The 20,861-nt window shown below is 51.2% G+C and carries 1 protein-coding gene (running past one end of the window); it reads left to right on the forward strand.

Annotation, left to right across the window (positions count from 1 at the left end; genetic code table 11):
- Positions 1–20,820, forward strand: the 3' portion of a protein-coding gene (locus MSL71_RS13740) for an Ig-like domain-containing protein (protein WP_180141242.1). Its footprint begins 20,340 nt before the window's first position; 20,820 of the gene's 41,160 nt are visible here — the last part of the coding sequence; its start codon lies beyond the left edge, outside the window; its stop codon occupies positions 20,818–20,820.
- Positions 20,821–20,861 lie beyond the last annotated feature (41 nt).

Genomic DNA, 20,861 nt, shown 5'->3' on the forward strand with positions numbered 1-20,861 from the left:
ATCTCCGATATCTCCGATCCGGTGCACCCCGTTCTTCTTGAAAAGATGAGCGCTGATCAGACCTCACCCCATCACTGGAACGCCATGTTGCCCCCCGACGGGTTCAGGGACATTGCCCTGGAAGGGGATACGCTCTACCTGGTGGGCGGCAACAAGCTCTTTGTCTTTGATCTGACCCTTCCCGCCGATCCCAAGATGATACACGTGGAGCCCTTCCTGTATGATGACCAAGAGCAGGGCATCACGGCTGCTCCGGATGTGGTAAACAGCATTCGGGTACGAGACGGCATCCTTTATATCACCAGCCGTTCAGGCCTGCACATGTATCGCCTGGCCGATGACAACACCCTGCGACGGATTGATTTTCTTTCCCGGCGAGATCTCGGCGGGGAACCCCATAAGATGGCACTGGAGGGCTCAACCCTCTGGCTGGCCTTACCCCACGCCTTCAAAGTCGTCTCCATCGATTTGATGGAAGGGGGATACGAGCGGATTCATTCCATCACGACGCGAGACGCCAACGATAATTTTTTCCAACCCGACTCATTGATTGTTCGCGATGACCTCCTGATTGTCTCTTCGGGAAGCAAAGGCACGGTTGTTTCGTTTGCCGTCATGCCCAATGGTGAGGCCCGGGTGATCACCCAGTTTGCCCTTTCCTATCTTATCCCGGCCGGTGACCTGTACGCAGGGGAAATGAGCCTTTGCGGCCAGACCCTGTATGTGGCGGCCGGAGCCGGTGACCTGCAGGTGTTTGATATCAGTTCGTGGCTTAACGGTGTCTTCAGCCGTAAGGTCGGCTTAAAGAATTACTATGCGGTGACAGGGGATGTGGGGGCCATCGGCGTCGGTCGTGGTGCGCTCTATGCGGGGACAGCCTTTGTGTATATGGACGGGGAGCCTGCGGAGAATCCCGTTCCGGTGGGTGCCAATCCTCGGCAGCTGGGCGGTGGCCTGAATACCCTGGCGAACAGACAGCTCACCATTGTTGATCAGATACCCCGGCCCAGGGGCGTTCTCCATGTGGACGGATCCGTGGAGATTCAGTTTAACCGAATCATTGATCCTGAACTCCTTGAAACCTTCGGAAACAGCCTTGTCGAAGTAGAGTCCCACGGTGAGCTGGTTCAAGGGTATCTTTCCCATACCGTGAACAACACCGGTTCTCGGTTGTACTACACACCGGAGGCCCCCTTTGCCGCCGGTCGTGAATATCGAATTCGGGTGTCACGAGCCATGGCGGATGTCCATGGCAGCACCCTCTCAGGGGATTACAGTTTTGTCTTTACCGCGGAATCGGGGTACCTGCCGCACATCGATTCCCTTGAACCCGTCTATGGCTCCTGGCGTGGCAAGGATCAGGTGTTCATCCACGGTGAAAATTTGACCTCTGAAACCGTTATTACCATCGGTGGGGTAACGACAACCGGGACCGAGACCGATTCCGGGCTCTGGTTCGAACTTCCGGCCCTTGAAATCATGCCTGAGAAGAACCGACTCGTGGGCATATCTGTTGCCAATGGGTCCCGTTCCCATACCGTCTCCGGGGCTTTTACCTATGTGGTGGACCCTGTCATTGAGAAAATCGGTCGTTATACCCACGGAACACTTCATGAATCGGCTCGCGTGGCAACGTTCAACGCCAGGGAGACCTTTGCCATAGAGGGGCGGGGGTTTGGACCGCATACCCGTGTTCTTATCAACGGAAGGCCAGCAGAGGGCCTGGAGCTTCTCGACTACCAGCGAATGAGTTTTCGCATTCCCGACAACACCGTCGGTTGCCTGACCGTTGCGGTCAGCAATCTAAGTGATGCATCGGATCGAGCTGTCAATACAGACGTGTCTGTCTCTCTCATGGGTACCGAGGTGGACAACGCCACCCTCAGTGCACGCCACGGGGACCTGTTGATGCTTGCAACCGGGGAGAAGGCCCGGCTTTTCACAACGCGGGACGGGGTGGTACCGGTGGAACTTTCCACCATGAATCTTCCTGGGTCCATTAAGGCAATGGCCCTCTCCGGTTCCCATGCGTTGTTTGTGACAGGGGACCGGTATCGCATTCACCTGTACAACCTCTCCAATGTCTACGCCCCAAGGAAGGTGAACACCATTGAAAACCATGATGCCTATGCCGTAACGGACGTGCATCTTTCAGGCAATCGGTTTGTGGGGCGTTTCGGGACGCGACTCTTAAGGGGGAGCATCCATGGCTCCGGGCTGGAGCTCTACCCGGAAAACGACACCCTTCATGCTGTGGACATGGTGGGAGATGATCAGTGGCTCTATGTCCTGACCCCCGATACGCTTCGGGTCCTTTCCATGGACAACTGGTTGGAATCTCCCATTGCCGCACCCTATCTTCATGGGGTGATTGAGCCCACGGGCCTGAGGCTCGGCGCGCAGAGGATGGCCCTGATGGCCGAGGACCGGTTGCAGGTCTTTCTGACCGGTCGACTGAAGAGTGGCGGGATGCTGGAGTGCCTGGGTACCGGTTTGGTTTCGAGGGTGAAGGATGTGGCCGTGGAAGGGGAGCTTGTTGCCCTGGCCGCCGGTGAGTCAACCCGCCTTGAGCTGTTTGATGTGGCTGCTTCAGAGTCGGCGGCAACTTTGTCTCTGCGCCATGTGGTTACGGTGGATAAAGGAACATCTCTTCGTGGCTTGACGCAGCTCCGATTTCACCATGGACAGCTCGAGTGGATAGAGGGTTCCAGGCTACATCGTCTGGTGCATCCCCTTGCCAACACGACGGGACTTTTACCCGATTACTGGATTGCCGATGCAGACGCCCTGGTGTCTCTGGGCGTTGCCGGTTCCCTGGATGCCTGGACACAGGTGGCCGTGGATGTGTCGAATGCGTCGGGCTCTCTTCTCGAAGGGGATACCCGGCTTCTTGGCCGGGAAATCCAGTTCCGGGCCATCGGGGACAGGTATGAGACGGACTCGCTTTACACCCTTTCCCTGTTTAACGAACCCCAGCGAGTGATCGACGGAGGGAGCCTCGTCCATGACCTCCCCTGGTATCTGACGTCACGTCCGGTGTTCGGACTGGTTCCCATGGAGCTGCTGTCCCTTGAACCCTCCATGACCATCACCGGAAGGGAGACTTCCTTTGTGGTCAAGGGGACGGGGCTGGAGCAGGCAACGTCCATCCGCCTGAACGATACGGAGGTGGATACATGGGATGTAAGTGACGACGGGTTGACACTGACATTCTCAGCCGCCGTTTCCGTACCGGGATATTACACCCTTTCTGCAGCCCAGCCCGGATATGGGGCAACGTTACCGGTTGCGGTCTCTGTGGTGGAAGCCTTGAGCATCAACTCTGTGGAGTCAAGCAATCCGCGGGGCAGTGACCGGGTGAGCGATTCCGGTGGCGATACCGTTACGATAACAGGGGTCGGTTTCTCTGGGAAATTGCACCTTTACTGGATTGAGGTTGGAAGCGAAGTGAAGCCCGGGCCTTTGAACGAGGTTACGTCGTTCCAGGCTGTGGGAGGCAAGATTACGTTTGAGTCACCGGAAACCGACCATGACAAGAACTACCGGGTTGTCCTTATCAAACCGGAGACAGATGAAGAAAAAGAGTCGGCGCCGCTTGTGGGCCTCGACGATACCCGGCCTGTGCGGCAAAGTGCCCAGGCCCTTGGCTACGAGCGGCCGGTGGTGTTGGTATACAATGAGCCTGTTGTGCTGTCGACAGGTGCCTTTTACAAGGTCATGGCCAGGCACCGGGATTACAGCGGCGAGGATGACGAAGACATTTCTCAGCGTTTTGAACTTTCGGTTTCGGGAAACCGGGTGACCTTGAAAGCCAAAGGCGGGTTTGCCTTTGCAAACAACATGACATACGCCGTTTCCCTGAACGGGATCGAAGACCTTCACGGCAACGCCCCGGCCCATGGCACCGGTAGCTATGGGTGTGAGTTCACCACCCGTGACACCCTGGCCCCGAGGTCCCTGGGCCTGACCCGCAAAAGCGACGGCGCATCCGTCGACCAGGGGATGCTCCTGACGCGATGCCGCAGTTATGAATTTATCCCAGCCGCTCAAGACAACATGTCTCTGAAGGGCTGGAAGCCCTATACCGTCCGAATCTCCTATGACGACGGCCTCACGTTCGGAAATCCCTTCAGCCTGCAGAAGGGGGAAGCCTTTGAAGTTTATATCCGTGAGACGGATCCACATCTGGCCTTCAAGGTCCGTGCGGTGGATCGTGCCGGAAACGCTGCTGAAGAGGTTGTGCGTGTAGGATTGAGGGACCCTGAGATCATCATTTCTGGTCTTGAAGTGGTTTCCGAGAGCAAAGCGCATCCCGATAAAGCACAGGAAATGATGCGGGCGGATCTGATTTTCCATCTCACAGGTCGGGACTGCGATTTGGTGAACGAAGGAGACCTTCGGGTATTTAACAAGTTTTATAAAATGAGCCTCTCAAAATCAAAAGAGCCTCCAAGGGAACTCAAGCTCAATTACCTGAACCCGAAGCTGGTGGATATAACCGGAATGAATCCGCCCCCGGACAGTTACCCCGTGGATGTGGAGGTGACGGTAAGGTACGGGAAGGCGGGTAAAAAGTCTCGTCAGGACAGGTACGACCTGTACAAGGATATTACGGCACCGACCCTTACCATTGTGTCTCCTCAGCATGGAGCCGGTATTCCCATGGGTGAGACGACCACTGTTCTTATTCGTTCTTTCGACAAGTACGGAATTGCCAGTGTCGAGGCCAAAACCGATGTGTTGCTTAAAGAGAGCGATGGCGATGATACGCTCTGGACTACACTGGACAATCCTTCTGTGTATACCTTTAAGGCCTTGACACAAGATCAGGTGAAAGTCTCGGTTCGGGCCACGGACCACAACGGCAACACAGCCCATGAGCATGTTGTCCTGAGACCTTACGATATCACCAAGGGGGCACCGCAGCTTGCCATCTATTCCCCCGAAGACGGCAAGGTCTTCCATGAACGGGAAGAGGTGGCCGTTGAGGTGGGCCTTAAAAATATCACCGAAGCCAAGTTGTTCATGGACCTGGGCGGTGACGAAAACGATCCGGCCAACCCCTTACCGGTGCTCGTGAAACGGGGTGAAAACGATCCGGAACGATTTGAGGAAATGGTGACACTTCCTTCTGTGGGTGAAGATGTCGTGGTCGTCCTTCGCCTGGTGGAGGACGTTCCTGCAACGGGGGATTCTTCATCTGCTGATGATGAGGATGAGCCTTTCATTGCTGTGGTGACGCGTCGTTTTATCAATGTCCTTGATGATGACGCCCCCCCCGAAAACCCGGAATACACCGTGATACCCGAAGAACGTGTGCTCACCGGGACCACCCTCTGGGTGGAGGCTGTCAGGCCCCTGACCATGGAAGACTACTCCGATGCCTCCAACCTGACGGTTGAGGAGCCTGAAGGCAGCGGCAATACAACCACAATCCCATACGATACAGGCATGCAGGGCATCGCCATCGGAGCGTCCGGAGATGCCGTGAAGGTGACGGCGTCTCTGTTTGATCGGTCCGGCAACTCGAACGTTGTCGAAAGAAGCCTGACCAAGTTGCCGTACATCGGTTCAGGAACGGAGACCCTTTTTACACCGGAAAGTTCTGAATGGTTGACTGATGATCTTGTGGGATTGCCGGGGATGGGCGCAGACCACGATGCCGCGGCCTGGTCTGCGAACCACCTGGGCGGGGGATGTGAGCTCTATGCGGATGCCGTCCTGCTCTGGTCCTCCGGGGAAGGTCGTTTGGATAACCTGTCGTTTACCGGAACAGGCCTTGTGGCTCAGCACACCACAGGCGGGGATCGAAAACTTCTCTTCTGGCCGGTGGAAAAAGGGGAGTTCGGTGCGCTTAGAGAAAAGAGGCTCCTTGGCGACCTCCTTGGAGGCGGCGGTGATCTTCTTTTTACACGGCATGGAGACCTCTACGACGGGTACCTGATGGCAGGGGACGATTTTATTCCCCTTGCCGGTCTGGTTGTCACAGATGCGTTGGCAGCCATGGCTGTCAGTGGGGATCAGCTTTTCCTCCTGACAGAAAGAGGCGGGCTCTATGCCGTTGGGGCCACCCTTGATACCCTGCCACAACTGGAAACCCGATTTTATACACACGTTGGCCAGGCCGAAGGCATGGCTGTCTGCGGGCGAAATCTGGTGACCTGGGCCCGGGATTCAGTCAACCGGTATCGGTTCTCCAAAGCCGATGAAACCACCGGCACAACCGAGGGGACCCTGGAGTTTCTCGGTACATTGGCCGTCGGTGGAGACGTCCGGCAGGTGAGCTTTGACGGAGAGATGCTTTGGATTCAATCCAACGGCCCCGTTCTTGCCGGTACCTGGCAGGCATGGCTTGGAGATGAGCGTGTGGGGCTCATGAATTCAGGGTCAGACGCCCTTGTATTCATAGGAAATCACCTTTTTGATCGCCAGGGCCCCCTGGAAGAGGAACCAGGGCTGATTCGTCGCCGCGATATTATGGCCACCCCTGCCGCGGGATCCTTTGAGCCGACGTTCGTGGAGATGCCCATGGGGGTTGTGGTCACTGTTCCCGTGTCCGACGTGTTGGGAGGTGAGTCCGTATGGTTTGAAGACGCAACGGGTCGACGGCTTCCCGCAACGCCCCTGTGGGGGACAGAGGGTACCTGGAATGTCTCTCGAAAGGATGCGGGCGACGGACGAAAGGATACGGGCGATGAAGAACTGACGGTCATCCGCAAAGACCGATCCGGTAGGGAGGAGAAGAAGCTCCTCACGTACCCTGATGATATCTTCTGTACGGCTGAAGCCGTGGCCCCGGATTCGGATGCTGTCATCGCCCGGGGCGCCTATGTGCCTGTAGCAGTTACCCTGGATCATAACGCCCGTGTCAGGAACCTTGGGATTGGTCTTGGTGCGGATTTGGGTAAAGCCGCTTTTGCTGTGGGGCGGGTGACCGGCAGATGGAGCAGTGTGGCGGAAGAGGGCGATACCGCTGTGTTTACCCTAAGCCACGAGGGGTCGATCATGACCCACAGCGTTGCCCTTTGTGAGAACAGCATCGACCACGGCCGGTTGAAAGTGCGCAGCCCGGAGAACAATGCCGCGTATACCGAAGGAAACCTTCTTCGTGTCTCCTTTGATGCACCCGAGGCCATGGATGAGGGTGATGCCTTCCGTTATGCAGAAGTGCGACTTTACAACATCAACCCGGCGTCTGTGGGCGAAGAGCCTCCTCCCATCCCGCTGGATCGGCGCATTGTCCTTCGGCATAGCACGGATATCGAGCTGGTGTTGCCCGAGGTGGACACCTGGTCCTCGCTTTATGTGGTCGTGCGCGCCTACTATGGCGAAGCGCTGCGTTATATGGCCTCTGATGTGACGGCCATCAAGGTGTATCCCAGGTACACCATCGCCAAACCGGTGATTTCCGGCGTTGGAACACGTATCATGCCGGGGTCTTTGATGAGCGCATCGGTTTCCGTACCTGCCGACGCGGGCCTTGAAAGGCGCATCGAGATCCTGGATGCAGAGGGCCTGTTGCTTGCCGCTTCCGATGATACTGCCGAGCTTACCGTGCCTTATGGCACAGATCGCCTGACCATTGTTGCCAAGGCCGATGACGGCATGGGCAATAAAAGCAAGGCGGAAAAAACCATCGAGGTGGTGGATCTCCTCTCCTTTGAAACAGCGACGGAGACCCGGCCGTTCACCTGTGCCCGCCCCGATGCGGACGGCACTTTGTTTGCCGATGGAAGGACCCTTTACGTAGAGCGAAAGCAGGGTGATTCAAGCCATCAGGTAAAGCTTGATTCCCACGTTACGGCGTTTGATTTCCTCGCCGATCGCCTGATTATGGCCCTGGACGACATCGGTATCGTTGTTGTGGACCCAGCCGACTCGTATCGTGTCTTGAGCACGGAGGCCGTGGATGGTGACGTCACTCACATTGCGGTGGCGGGCAACGGTGCCTTGCTGACCATAGACGGCGTGGTGCATTCCGTAACCTTGTCCGGCAATACCGTCACCATAGGACCTTCCGTGGAGACCGCAGGAGAGGTGCGCCGAATCGTTACCTGGGGGAATCATTTCGTTATCCTCACCCGCTCCGAAGTACGGGTGCTCACCCATGATTTTAAGGAAGAAAAACAGCTTTCCGGACTTTTTACCGGGCTTACTGCGGAAGGCGAAGAACTCTATCTGGCAGATTCAAACGGGACCCTTTATATTCTGGATGCCTTCCTGAATGTGGGGCGCTATGCCGTGGGCATGGATGCCGATCACCTGCTTGCCCTCCAGGGGTATCTCATCGGGCTTTCATCTAAAGGAATGCTTCAGGTCGTGGATGTCAGAGACAGCAGGCAGCCCGAAGTGATTGGTGAGTTTGAGATGGATCTTGGGCATGATGTCTTCTCGGCCGTTGTGAGCGGTGGCAAGCTGTGGATAGGCGGCAGGCAAGGTACCGTCGTCATCCCTGTCCCAACAGATAGCACTCCTGTGAAAATCCATACGTCAACCAGGCCCAGGGGAGAGATCGTGGATGTCGCCTTTAACGGCAGACTTGGGGTGGCTGCCGCATCGACATACGGCGCGGTGATGGTGACTCCAGGGGGAGAGACCTTGTGGCAGGAGAATGTCTACCCGTCACCATACTCCCTTGCCGTAACGGAGGTGGAAGAGAAGGAGGGCACCGTTTACCTTCTGCACCATGACGCCGGCCGGGTCGTTTCTGTTGATGACGCGGGTAAAACCACGACGATATTCAGCGGCCGTCATTTCGAACACCTCCATGTCTCAAAACACATGATCGCAGTATCGGTCGGGTCCTTCCTGTACGTTGCAGACCGTAAAGACCCCACAAAAAAAGGAGAGCTTGAGGTCTCCGATTCGGAAAACATCGTGGCCCTTGCTTCTGCCGGTTCAAGCCTTCTGGTGAGCACCCAGGGAGGCAAGGTGTTCCGTGTGGATATTGAATCGCTGCCCGTGGACAAGTACACCTGGGTCCGGCAAACCCCGGTGGTGAACTCAAAAGATCCCGTGCGCATGATGGCTTGTGATGGGCAGTACCTGTTCTTTGCCATGGATACGGTGCTGTATAGGGCAGGACTGGACGGAAGCGGGGCCGCATCCGGCAAGACCGACGGAGTCATTGACTTCGGGGCTGTTATCCATGCCCTTGATGCCTCCCAGGGATGTGCATGGGTTGGGCTCAACAGGGAGATCCACAGGGTGCCCGCAACATTTGGCGAGGCGTATGCCCCGGCCCCTCTTTTCCCCACAGACAAGCCGGTTACAGGTATTGCCGTTCAAGACGACAGGCTCCTTATCGGCCACGGTGCCTTTGGTCTTACCATGCACCGAGTGTCTCCCCAGGTGCTTTCCGCCGTATCCTCAATGGGACTGCCACATGCCGACACCACATTTGGTCAGGCCGAGAGTATCCATATGAGTCTGGCTTCACCCGAGGGAGTCAACGCGGTGAGGTACATTATTAACCGCAAAGAGGTTCCCTATGAGGTTGACGGGGTAGAGATGACCCGCATCGAAGGGGACGTGGTTGCCCATGTGACAACGGCACCCTTTGACGCCCATGTTCAGGTCCCCGGGTATCTTCCCAACGGGCGGGCCTTTACCATCACGTGCGAGATGGAGACCGTCTGGGGCGAAACCCTGACATCGTTGGACCGTAGCGTTGTGCTCCAAGGTGAGGGGCTGCCCTCGAACCCCTTCAAGGTGACACTCGTGGCATCTAATCTCTGGTATCCCCAACTCTTGGAGTTGAGGGCCGAGGTGGAACATAGCAGCCAGGCAGTGTCTCAAGTTGAGTTCTATCAACACAAGACAAAGCCCGAACGTTTTGACATTGTGGGTAAACATTATGGGCCGGAGTACGTGATTTATCGCGACCTTCCTGCAGGTAGACGCTATTCGTTTATTGCAAGGGCCATCGATGAGTTTGGAAATATTTGTGAATCAGGGGAAGTATCATTTACCCGTTTAGAAGATTCTTTTCGGCCTTCCATATCCTCCGTAACGTTAAGTGGGATTTTACTTAACGGGAATCCGGTAAAGGGCCATGGCTTTACAGTAAATGTCGATCTTACGGATGATGAGAGCGGCATTGAGCTGGCTCTGTTGAAGCGAAATGATGTGATTGTTGCTGCGGCCTTCAAAAACGGAACCTTATCATATAACGAAAAAGCACCTGAGGTTGGTGATACGTTCCAGTACAAAGTCTATGCCAGGGATCGTGCGGGGAACGAACGGGAGTATCAGCCCTCCACGGTATGGGCCGCTGTTGAAGATACCTCTCCGAAGATTCTTGCGGCTAAAGTCGATGGGCCCGTGCTTGAGCAGGGGCGTTTTACTCTGCATGTGGAGGCTGAAGATGATCTTGGAATTGCATCGGTCTCTGCTCTTTGGAATGGAAAAACCGTCTGCGCTGACACCAGTGGGCTCAGTACATCCGTGAACCTCTCCATTGATGATAGCCGTACGCTACGGATCCCATCTACCATTGAAGAAAATCTGGAGGTGACTGTCGCAGACACCTTGAATCAACATTCTTCCACCATGGTTCCGGTTACGGTTCTCCCCGACACAGCCCCCGATGTTTCGCGTCTTGGTCTGCCGACCGGCTCCAATGCATTTTTTGGTCGAAACTGGCGATTTACACTTCAGAACATTGCCAGTGTGGATGATGCGGGGTTGGACGGATTGAATATTTTCATTATCGATCTCACCTCAGGTTCTCCAGTGGTTGTGGATTCCTTTGAGCCAAAAACCAATGTAAAAAAACTGGTTCTGGCCATGCCGAAAACGGATCGGTACGGCGATAAGTTTCTCTACAAGATTCGTGCAACCGATCGTCTCGGCCAGTCTCAGGATACCGAAGAAAAATGGGTCAACCTGACGCAGCTGCCCAACAACATCAGGCTTTATGCTCCAGGGGACGACGGATCAAATAAAGAGTATGTCATGGCAGGGGACGCTGCATCCATGCAGGTTCGGGTAACCGATGCCGCAGGCCGCCCGGTCCCTGAGCAGAAGGTGCGCTGGGAGGTGCTTAAAGGACCTCAAGGGACAGGTGGAATTCCCAACCTGGGTGAAACCGGGATGGGCGGAACCGCAATTCTGGATATCGATACCGTTCGCAAGGCTGGAAAGTACACATTTGGTGCCCGTCTCGTAGAATTTCCCGGGATCCAGGTTTGCTACGATCTGGAGGTGCTCTCAGGACACCTCCATCACATCGCCTTTGATTACCTGCCACCTGTGGAGGTGGACAGCGGAATCGTCATTCGCCTGAGGGCGGAGGACGAAGCCGGCAACTTTTTGAAAGCCATCAACGACGAGGTGGTCTCCATCACCACATCGTCTCCGAACCATACCTTTGCCTTTGAAGACAATGTTGTCATCACTACCCTGACGGGAGATGCATGCCAATGCGTTACGGGGGAAAGGGCCCGGGTCAGCCTCATCAATGGTCGTGCCGATGTGGCTATGTACGTTGGGGAATTGAGTGGAAACCATACCCTTGGCATTGAGGTGAACGATGCTCCCCAAGTCCTCTCACTCTATGACAACGATGGGAAGGACCAAACAGCAATGGTGGAAACATCAAAGCTACCCCTTGCCGTGAAACCGGGCGAAGCGGCAGCCCTTCGATTTGCCGCGATCGCTGAGACCAATGATGAACTGGGTGACCCGGATCGCTTAGAGGTGGGAGAAACAGCCACGGTCGAGATGCGGGTTGTGGACAGGTTCGGGAATACGGTTGATGAAGAGAAAAGTTCCTCAGGTTCCTATGTGGGAACGCATTACATAAGTACGGTGTCTCTCTCCGGCGATGCCGTGTCTCCCCGCGGGGATGCAGACCAGCAGCCCGACGCTGAGTCGGACAGCGATGAACATAGCGTGACCGTTTCCCTTAACGCGGGCATCGCGACTTTTAATGTGATGGATGAAACCATAGAAACAGTCCTTGTTTCCGTATCGGAAATTGAACCCCTGGGAGAGGACTTCGACAACACCGATACCCTGGTTCTGGATTTCCTTAAAAAGCGTCCGGCCATTTCAAATGCAGTTTTTGAGGTGGCGCACAACAGCACCAGGCCTTCTGTCATCCTGACCTACACCGAACCGGTCATGACGGATGATCTCAGCGAAGCCCTGGACGTGACAATAGACGGCACCCGTGCGCCCGGACGTTGCCGCATCGACGATCAGGCCGTGGCCTGGACTATCACCGGTGATTTGGAACTCAACAGGCCCTATGTCGTGGATACAACGTCCACCAGCCTTGTCGGTGCAGCTCAAAGCGATCCTGCCCTTGCTCAGCAGATTGTTGTCAACAGCCCCCATGTGGCCCTGCCGGTGCAGAGCGCGACCTATGCACTCGAAGGGTCGTTGAAATCTTTGGATCTTATGGTTGGAGCGGGCTTTAGCCTGGATTCCCTCTATGAAGCTACGATCACGGTTGACGACAAAGAAGTTCCCTATGATTGGACTCATTTCAATTTTACGGTGCCGGTTTTCTCAGGAGACAACTTTATTGATGGTACTTCCGTTACCATGGGTCTTTCCGGGATGTACGGAGATGGCGGTATCCTCCGTGTTGCCAATACCCTTTCCATGCAGGTTCTTCTGGTAGGTGAGGACTTCGACAAGGATGGCTTGAAAAACGAACTTGAGATAGCCCTGAACCTGAACCCCACCACAAGCGACACGGATAATAACGGCATCGCCGATGCCCAGGAGGACAACGATGGCGACAACCTCACCAATGCCGAAGAACTTGTTCTTGGCACGGCTTTGGATGTCGCGGACAGTGACGGAGATGGCCTTACCGATGGCGAGGAAGTGAACACCCACCTTTCAAATCCATTGGTGGCAGATTCGGATGGCGACGGCCTTTCAGATTACCTTGAGGTAGTGACCAACAACAACCCCAACAGTGTTGAGGGGATAGAGATTCTACCCTGGGTTACAGCCCTTTCTGTCAGCCCCCAAGATTATGAAGTTGAATGGTGCGCCGACCAGCCGCCCACATTGACCCTCAACGTGACCGCGACCCTTACTGTTAGCAGTACGGCGCACGATGTCCACATCGGGCCATATGACTATGGCATTCATTACGAGAGCTCAGATGAATCTGTGGCGCTTCATGATGCCAACGGTACCTTTGTGACACAATCAGACGGCACAGCAACACTGATGGCGGTACTTGGCAATCAGGAAGCAGGCTGCCTGCTTACCGTTACACCGGAATCCTTTGAAAAGAAGCTGGTACAGCTTATGCCAATGGAGCCTGGGCAAAAACTCCATGCGGGCGCCGATCATGGTGACATCTGGCTGGAAGTCAACAGCCCCATGGTGTGTGACGTGGTTTCCGTGTCCGTGGATGGAAAACAAATCCCTGTTTTTAAAGATGGGCGTGACGGAGAATTTACTCTGCGCCGGGCACCCGTTTATGCCGAGGTGATCAATGCGGCAACGTGGCGTATATTTGATATGCTTTTAAGAAATGGTGGCAAGACAACATTTCGAAATGATGCCAAAATTATTCGGATTAGGTACTTGGACGGCGTGCCGGAGGATGCTGAAGGGCATATTGAGGTACGTTTAGGGGAGTCCGGCAGAAAAGAGGAAGTATTTTCTGTAAGTGATGTTGGATACCCATCCGAGGCTAATGGGTACTATTATCCCGTCGATGAGTTCATTGGAGTGCCTGTATATCAGAACTCCTCTGGTTATTGGATATGGGGTATGAGACATAATATCGGTGACGGTGAAAATGATATGTTTATGAATGCTTGGTATTTAACCGATAAAGACTGCCCACCGACTTTTGATGAAGATATCTTTGAGGAAGGATTAATTTGTTATACCGAAGGATCTTCGTTTTGGATTTCTCCTCAAACTTATGATTTTCCGACTATTTATAAAACATATATTGATGGTGATACGGTTGAAACGGATGTCGTAATAAAGATTCCAGTTGTTACAGATATGGAACCAGCAATCGTTGATTTAGATAGCGCAGACGAAATACATGTGAGTGTCGGAGATCTTCTTGATATTCCCTTTTCTATTGTGGATCCAGGGTCAAACCACATAGGTGTACAATACCATATTGATGGCGAATGTGTGTCTGGCGGGATACCCCTTCAGTACAAAGAGATAAAATTGGACGAAGTAGAAACATGTAAATTACGAATAGTAAAAAGGAATGTAACCCTTGACGATGATAGTTACGACCTTGCTGAGTGGGAAACATTTCTTTTTAATGTGGAAAATCCCGGGATCTATAGGCTTGAAATGGGTGAAGGCAGTGACGCTGATATACTTGTTTTCTCGATGGATTCAAAAAACGAAATGGCCGGAATGCCATATGAGTCAGGTACATATAGTAGTGGGGTGTCAGACCATTTTCGCTTGGTAAGAGGACGATATCTTTTTAAAGTAGCATTCGGTGCGGACAATTATAACGTATTTTGGGAGGGTAATTATGCTGACTTGACATCAGAACCATACTGCATAAATCCCGGTTGGCCCAATGGAAAAGAGCATGAGATAAGAATTGTTAAAACTGATGATGATGAAATCAGCTTTATCAAACCGGATGAAGATTTTGTGACCCATTACACGGTGCTGAATACATATGAAGATGGTTACTCCGATGTTGAAACGGTGCGTTTTAATATACAGGTTGAGGATTTTGGACTGTATGAAATCATAGTAGAAGACGAAGTGACCAATTATTCAGGTGTGATTGGTACGGCTCCTGAATTTATAGAAGAAATGGAGTATGGCAATGCTATGCACTTTGGTCAAGGCAATGATGATGCTCCCGGGTACTTGCTGGACTCAGGTGTCAACAATCCTTTCGTTGTGCTGACTCCGGGGGTTTACAATGTGAGTTTGGATGTGGGTAAAGATTTTAACCGCAATGCATGCAAAGGCTGTTCAACTAGCACATCGGAAATAAAAATTCATGTTCGCAGTGTGTATGGCCGGTTGCCGGTTGATTCATCCTCGCTGAGGACACTTTTTTATCCGACCCTGACCTCACAGAAATCTACGTATTTAAAAAGGTATGATAAACCTTATATTGTCAGCCAGAAAGATATAGGTTCACACACCCTGGAAGTAAAAATACTCGAAAAGACGTCAAATGGCATTCGAGAAATGTCAGCGGGTACATGGGCCCTTACTGTTGATGAGGTCAATCCTGATGAGTGTTCTTCTCCGGTTGTTGAGGATTACTATCCCCGCGATTCAGAACTATATTACTTGTGGGACTTAGGTGAATACGCAGGCGGCGTTAGCTCAAATTTTAAACCGATTTGGATTACGATCAATTCAACTTCTGGCGTGAAAAGCATTGAGTGGTTCAATGTGCTTTCAAAGACTGATGGTTCACCCGTTGGTTATCGATTTGTAACAACGGACAGCAAGACATATGTATTGGAAGGATCAGCCGCATACCAGGCAATATCACAGTACGGTATCGATAAGATCCAGCTTAGAATTGAATCAAATTGTGGAAGCATCGCTGATTTTGAGTTTGATATCAAAATTGCCCAAGATCCAAAACCAGTTGTGACCATGAATGATGAACAAGCCTCTTTAGAAATCAACGCTTCTACCACTATCGGGGTCGGGTTGGTTGACTCCGGGTGTAACGTGAAAAAAATTATTGCGTTGCTTTACCCGCAAGGTTGGGTACTTCCTGATAATACATCTATGTCTCTACTTGAGCCAATGAGCCTCTATGGGGTCCTGACATCAGGTTCGGCAATTTTGGGTAGCCTCACCTTTACGGAATTGGTTGGATATAAGCCCTTGTTGCAATATATGGAGGTTCTACCTCTCAAAGAGAATTTATGGCAGCAGGCTCAAGCAAACCAAGTATTGAGAATGCCGGTTCACATCAATCCGGAAGTTGAATCGGGTGAGTATCAACTCAGGTTTCTTGCCGAGGAAACAAACGGCAGGGTGACTGTGTCTCAAGGATTCCCTGTGACGGTTATGGAATCAGTGGCAAACCCTCGTGTTCAACTTGAATTTCCGACGTTCCTGGCACCGGGTACGGAGCCAACACTGGAAATTAAAGCAACGAGCCCGAACAAACTATCAGAGATCGAAGTCGCAATTAGCGGCGCTTTGGATGGTGAAACCCACATTGACAAAATACTTTCATGTGAAAATGAATATTTTGTTCATAAGAGCATTTCTGTGCCGGTTTCGAACGTCCTTGGATCTGGATATGAAATTACTGCTGTTGTCTCAGTCGTCGATACGTCTGGCCGAAGGGTTGTTGATTCCATTACTTCTGAGATTAAACCGTGGGGTTGGTCAAATGTTGAAATAACGGGCAATGAGGTCCTTTCGGTGGATATGACAGGCACAGACATCGTTGTCGGTGAAGGCGCAAAACTGACAATTAACCAATGTGTCCCTTTAAAGTCACTGCTGATAAGATCCGGGGCAACCGTTCAGGTGGCCCCGGAATCGAGTGTTTTTGTCCATGAAGACATGATAATTGAGCAGGGAGCACTCCTTGTTGCTACGAGAAATTACTCTTTGACCAGGGATGGTGCCAAGGCGCTGGGAGGTTCACATGCAAGCAGCAGTTCCGCATTAAAAAGTCCATATTCAGAGAGAATTGAATCTATTAAAGGTTATGGGTTGTTTGACAATCCGAAGTTTCCAGGTGGCAGTGGTGGAGCTATAGATATTTCCTACCAATATCAGAGTATTAAATCTGTTCCGCGATGGGGAGGGGGCGGTGTTCTTGACATTACCACGGCGTCACTTGTCGTTGATGGAAGCATTTGTGTGGATGGTCAGAGTGTCTCGCATATTGAATCAGAATCATCGATGAATTTGGGGGCGGGTGCAGGGGGCAGTGTATGTATTCACGCAGATCAAATTCAGGGAAGAGGATCCATTCGAGCCTGCGGTGGAAGTGCCCATGAAGATGATGTTGAATTGGGAGGAGCAGGCTCGGGAGGCCGTATCTCTGTATATTGCAACGATTTGGATCGTATAGGTCATATCGATATCTCTGCTACTGGTGGCGAGTTTGAAACTGAGGATAAGCAATATACGGGGGCACCGGGTACGATTTATCTGAATGAGAATGGCAAGCCATTTGGTACCCTGATTATAAATGATGTTGATATCAAGTCTGCAGAAGATGGATATATTGATTATTCCACGCCTCTTCCGGCCATTTCTCGTCAGAAAATTTTAGGTGTTCAGTCTATCGGTGGTGATTTGTATAGGATAACAGTTGATGACAACCAGAAGTGGCGAAAGCCATTTTATGGAGCATGGGAATCCGGTCTTGTCGGACAAAAAGTCAGCCTGGACGCAGGCGATATCAACTCTCCTTTGTACAAGATCCTTGATAACGGGTTCAACTGGTTTCTTGTTGAATCACCGTCGGATATCACGCCCCTTGTAGGAAATGAGCTGATTGGTGTTGTGCGTCTGGAAAAAATAATTACCGGGAAAGGCGTTAGACTGAAATCACATGGTCGATTGCATGTCGATGCCTCTGATGTTGCTGAATATAAGACTGTTGTGGGGATAGCTGAAGTCTATGAGCCGTTCTCTCAGCAACTGACTGATATTGTGATAGATGGTGAAAACAAATGCTATCTTTCGGATGTGTCTGCGGATTCAGTCATTGTAAACGAGGGAACGTTGGGTGTCGCCGGGGCATTGCATGTTGATGAAACTATTATTGTCTCCGGGGAGCAGGGAAGTCTTAATTCAAAATCCATTGATGCAAATAGGATTGAAGTGAGAGGGCAGGGAGCGATTTTACAATCCTCAAATATTCACTGTGCGGGAAATATGGATGTGATGGATGGTGCGATTGTAAAAGCTCCTGATTCAGGAGAGAATGGTTGGTCTCCCTTAAATGTGGAAGTGGGGGGAAGGCTTCGAATGACAGGTGGGGCTTCTTTGGATGTCAGTTTCTGCGGTGGGGTCAACCCCAAAGACAGGTATTTGAGTCCGATGCCGGATTACCTTCACGCTGAATGGCCTGGAAAATACCATAGAGTTTATAATTACGTTGTTCCGGGCGGAGGTGTTTTATATCTCGAAGCGTCGGTATTCGAATTGTTCAATTCAAGCATACGATCAAATGGCGCTGGTTATTCATATCATGCCGCAAATGGAGGCTCCATTAATATTAATGTTCGTGATGAACTTCAGGTAGACGAACAGTCAAAAATTGAAGCCAATTCTGGTTATTCAGGGACAGGTAAGGGGAATGGGGGACGAATTATAGTTGAATATGGTGCATCCGACTCCGAAATCCTCGATTCGTGCACTGCTTATGGCTTTGTTTCCGGTACAATAACGACCCGGAAAACAGGCGAAAGTCCAACTCTGAAATCAGGGCCGACTGAGCCTTTTGATTTTTCTCTCATTGGTGAAAGAGAGATTACGTCCATTGAAAATGCTGGGGATAACACGTGGATGATTGCATGCCGCCGGCCAATGGATGATGTTGCGGTCGAAGGGGTATTCGCAGTAATAGGTGACTACTATGTTTCTGATGGCATAGATATCGTCATTCACAGGGAATGTGACGTGATTTTTAAATCGTCTTTTAAGGGTGTTGGGTGTCGGTGGTATGTCAGTAAAAAAGGGCCGTATGAAGAATCAACCTTTTCAGATTCCTTTACCTCTGTTCGAGAGGGAGATGAACTTACCTTGGAGAAAGGTGAATATACGGTATTTTTGAGGCATGATTCGGATTATGGGGATAGTGTAGACTACACAGCTGAAATTATGATGAGTATGTCCAGTCCTGGGGTGAATCATACAGACATTGATTATTCAGGTTACATGGTGGACGTGGAGGATGGGTATGGAAGTATATTGAGATGCCGTGTTGTCGCTCCATTCGGAGACACTGGCCTTGTTGTCGAATCGTTCGAAAGTTTGACCGGTTTCCAAGGTGCTATGCTTCGCGGTGCGCATCATTTTAAGGATTTAGTGATAGATACTGGTGAATTGGACTTTGGAACGGATACTGTTATTGTAGATGACCCAAGTATGTCCGGAATATCCAAGGGATGCACATTGACGTTGGGGCAACTGAAGAATGCTTTCGAAGAGAGTTTTATACCGGAGGCAGGGTTCAATGAATATGTCCACCTTGTGTTGCTACGTGACTTGACCATTGACTCATTATCAATTGAGGGGTGGAGCCTTTCTGTTAACGATGAATTAAATATTCTAGGTGATCTGAAAGTAAAGAACTCATACGGGGGCCCCCCCCTTTCCGCTAAAACAATTTATGTTAACGGAAACGCAGAATTTTCCAGTACGGATGATTATCGTTCGATATCTGTGAACACCGATCTGCTTTTTGTAGACAATAACTTGTCATTTAATGGGTCTAAGAAGAACACATGGCATTGCAATGGAGACATCTCAGCCGAAAATGTAACTGTTTCCGATTGTAGTTTGGTCGTTGACGGTGATCTTACCATCCAATCACTGCTTGAAGGTTCGAACAAACTTTCAGATAAACATTCAATTACTCTCATGGGCTCGGTTACTTCTAACCTTGTGAAGTTGAAGGATATGAGTTTGAAATGTGCCGGGAATGCAGAGATCTTGGACACATTATATGTGATTGCTCAGAAACAATCAGTGAATATTGAGTCCTATAAAGGGATACATGTGTATGACTCTATCCTGGAGGCACGGGATGATAATCAAATTGTGGTTTCTACGCCTGAATACAATGTGGATGGTTTGAATTCGCATTCCGGATCAGTTGAGATACCCCTTTCACCAGAAGTTATATTGATCGATGAGGATGTAAATTGGTATCCTCTTGTCGTTAGAAATGTTGAAGACTATCTTTTTGTCAAAGATCACAATAAAGTTAGAATGTTAAGGCGGGTTGATGGCGCGTGGGTTGATTGGCACGTTATAGACGGGAAATATGGGGCAATGGATGTTTCGTCGAAGTATGTGGCCCTGGGATCCAAGAATGACGGTAAAGTCGATTTGTACTCATATTCTGAAACAGGCGTTGAGTACTCATCTACACTTCAAAACGGAGTAGTAGAGACTAACTTTGGAGCTGAAGTGCTTATTACTGAGACGGATTTGTATGTTTCAGCACCAACTGGCGGTGAATCGGGAACTGGTGAAATTGTATCTTTCCGTCTCGATGGGGAACAGTGGATTGAAAATGGGAGAATTGTGCCGGACTCCAACCAAAAAAATCAATTTTTTGGCTCTGATTTAGATTTGTTTGGCGATTTCTTGGCAGTTGGCGCACCCTATGCTTCTGACGGGAGCGCCTATGATTCCGGAAGTGTGTATATTTTTGAAAATATTGAGGGAGAATGGAGGCAGAAACAACGGATAGTTCCTCCAGAGGAACTGCATTATATGCACTTTGGTGATGAAGTGGCTTTTGCGGGTGAGCATTTAATGGTCACAGCACCAGGAAATAGCCATGCGGCGATTTATGACTATACATTGGTAGATGGGCAATGGGCTCAGTCAGAAATACTTATGCCCCCGGGAGTGACAGATGTTGGATGTTTAGGGCGGTATATGATTGAAAATGATGGTGAAATCGTTATCGGAGATGATGGTGGACATGACAATGTATACGCGGTAAAGAAAAGGGATGGTGGTTGGGACATGGTTCGTTTGAAAAGGCCTTTGTACACAAGTGACTACTATGGACGTGGGGTGGCAATTTCGCCAAATTACTATATTGTTTGTGCGCCAGGACATTACGTGGGTGGGAAGAAATCTGTGGCCGTTTATCTTTGGCCTCGGTAATTTTTTGAATACGATGTTTGGACTTTAGACTATGGGAGATG

Origin of the sequence: Desulfoluna butyratoxydans, assembly GCF_900699765.1 — a bacterium.
Taxonomy (GTDB): Bacteria; Desulfobacterota; Desulfobacteria; order Desulfobacterales; family Desulfolunaceae; genus Desulfoluna; species Desulfoluna butyratoxydans.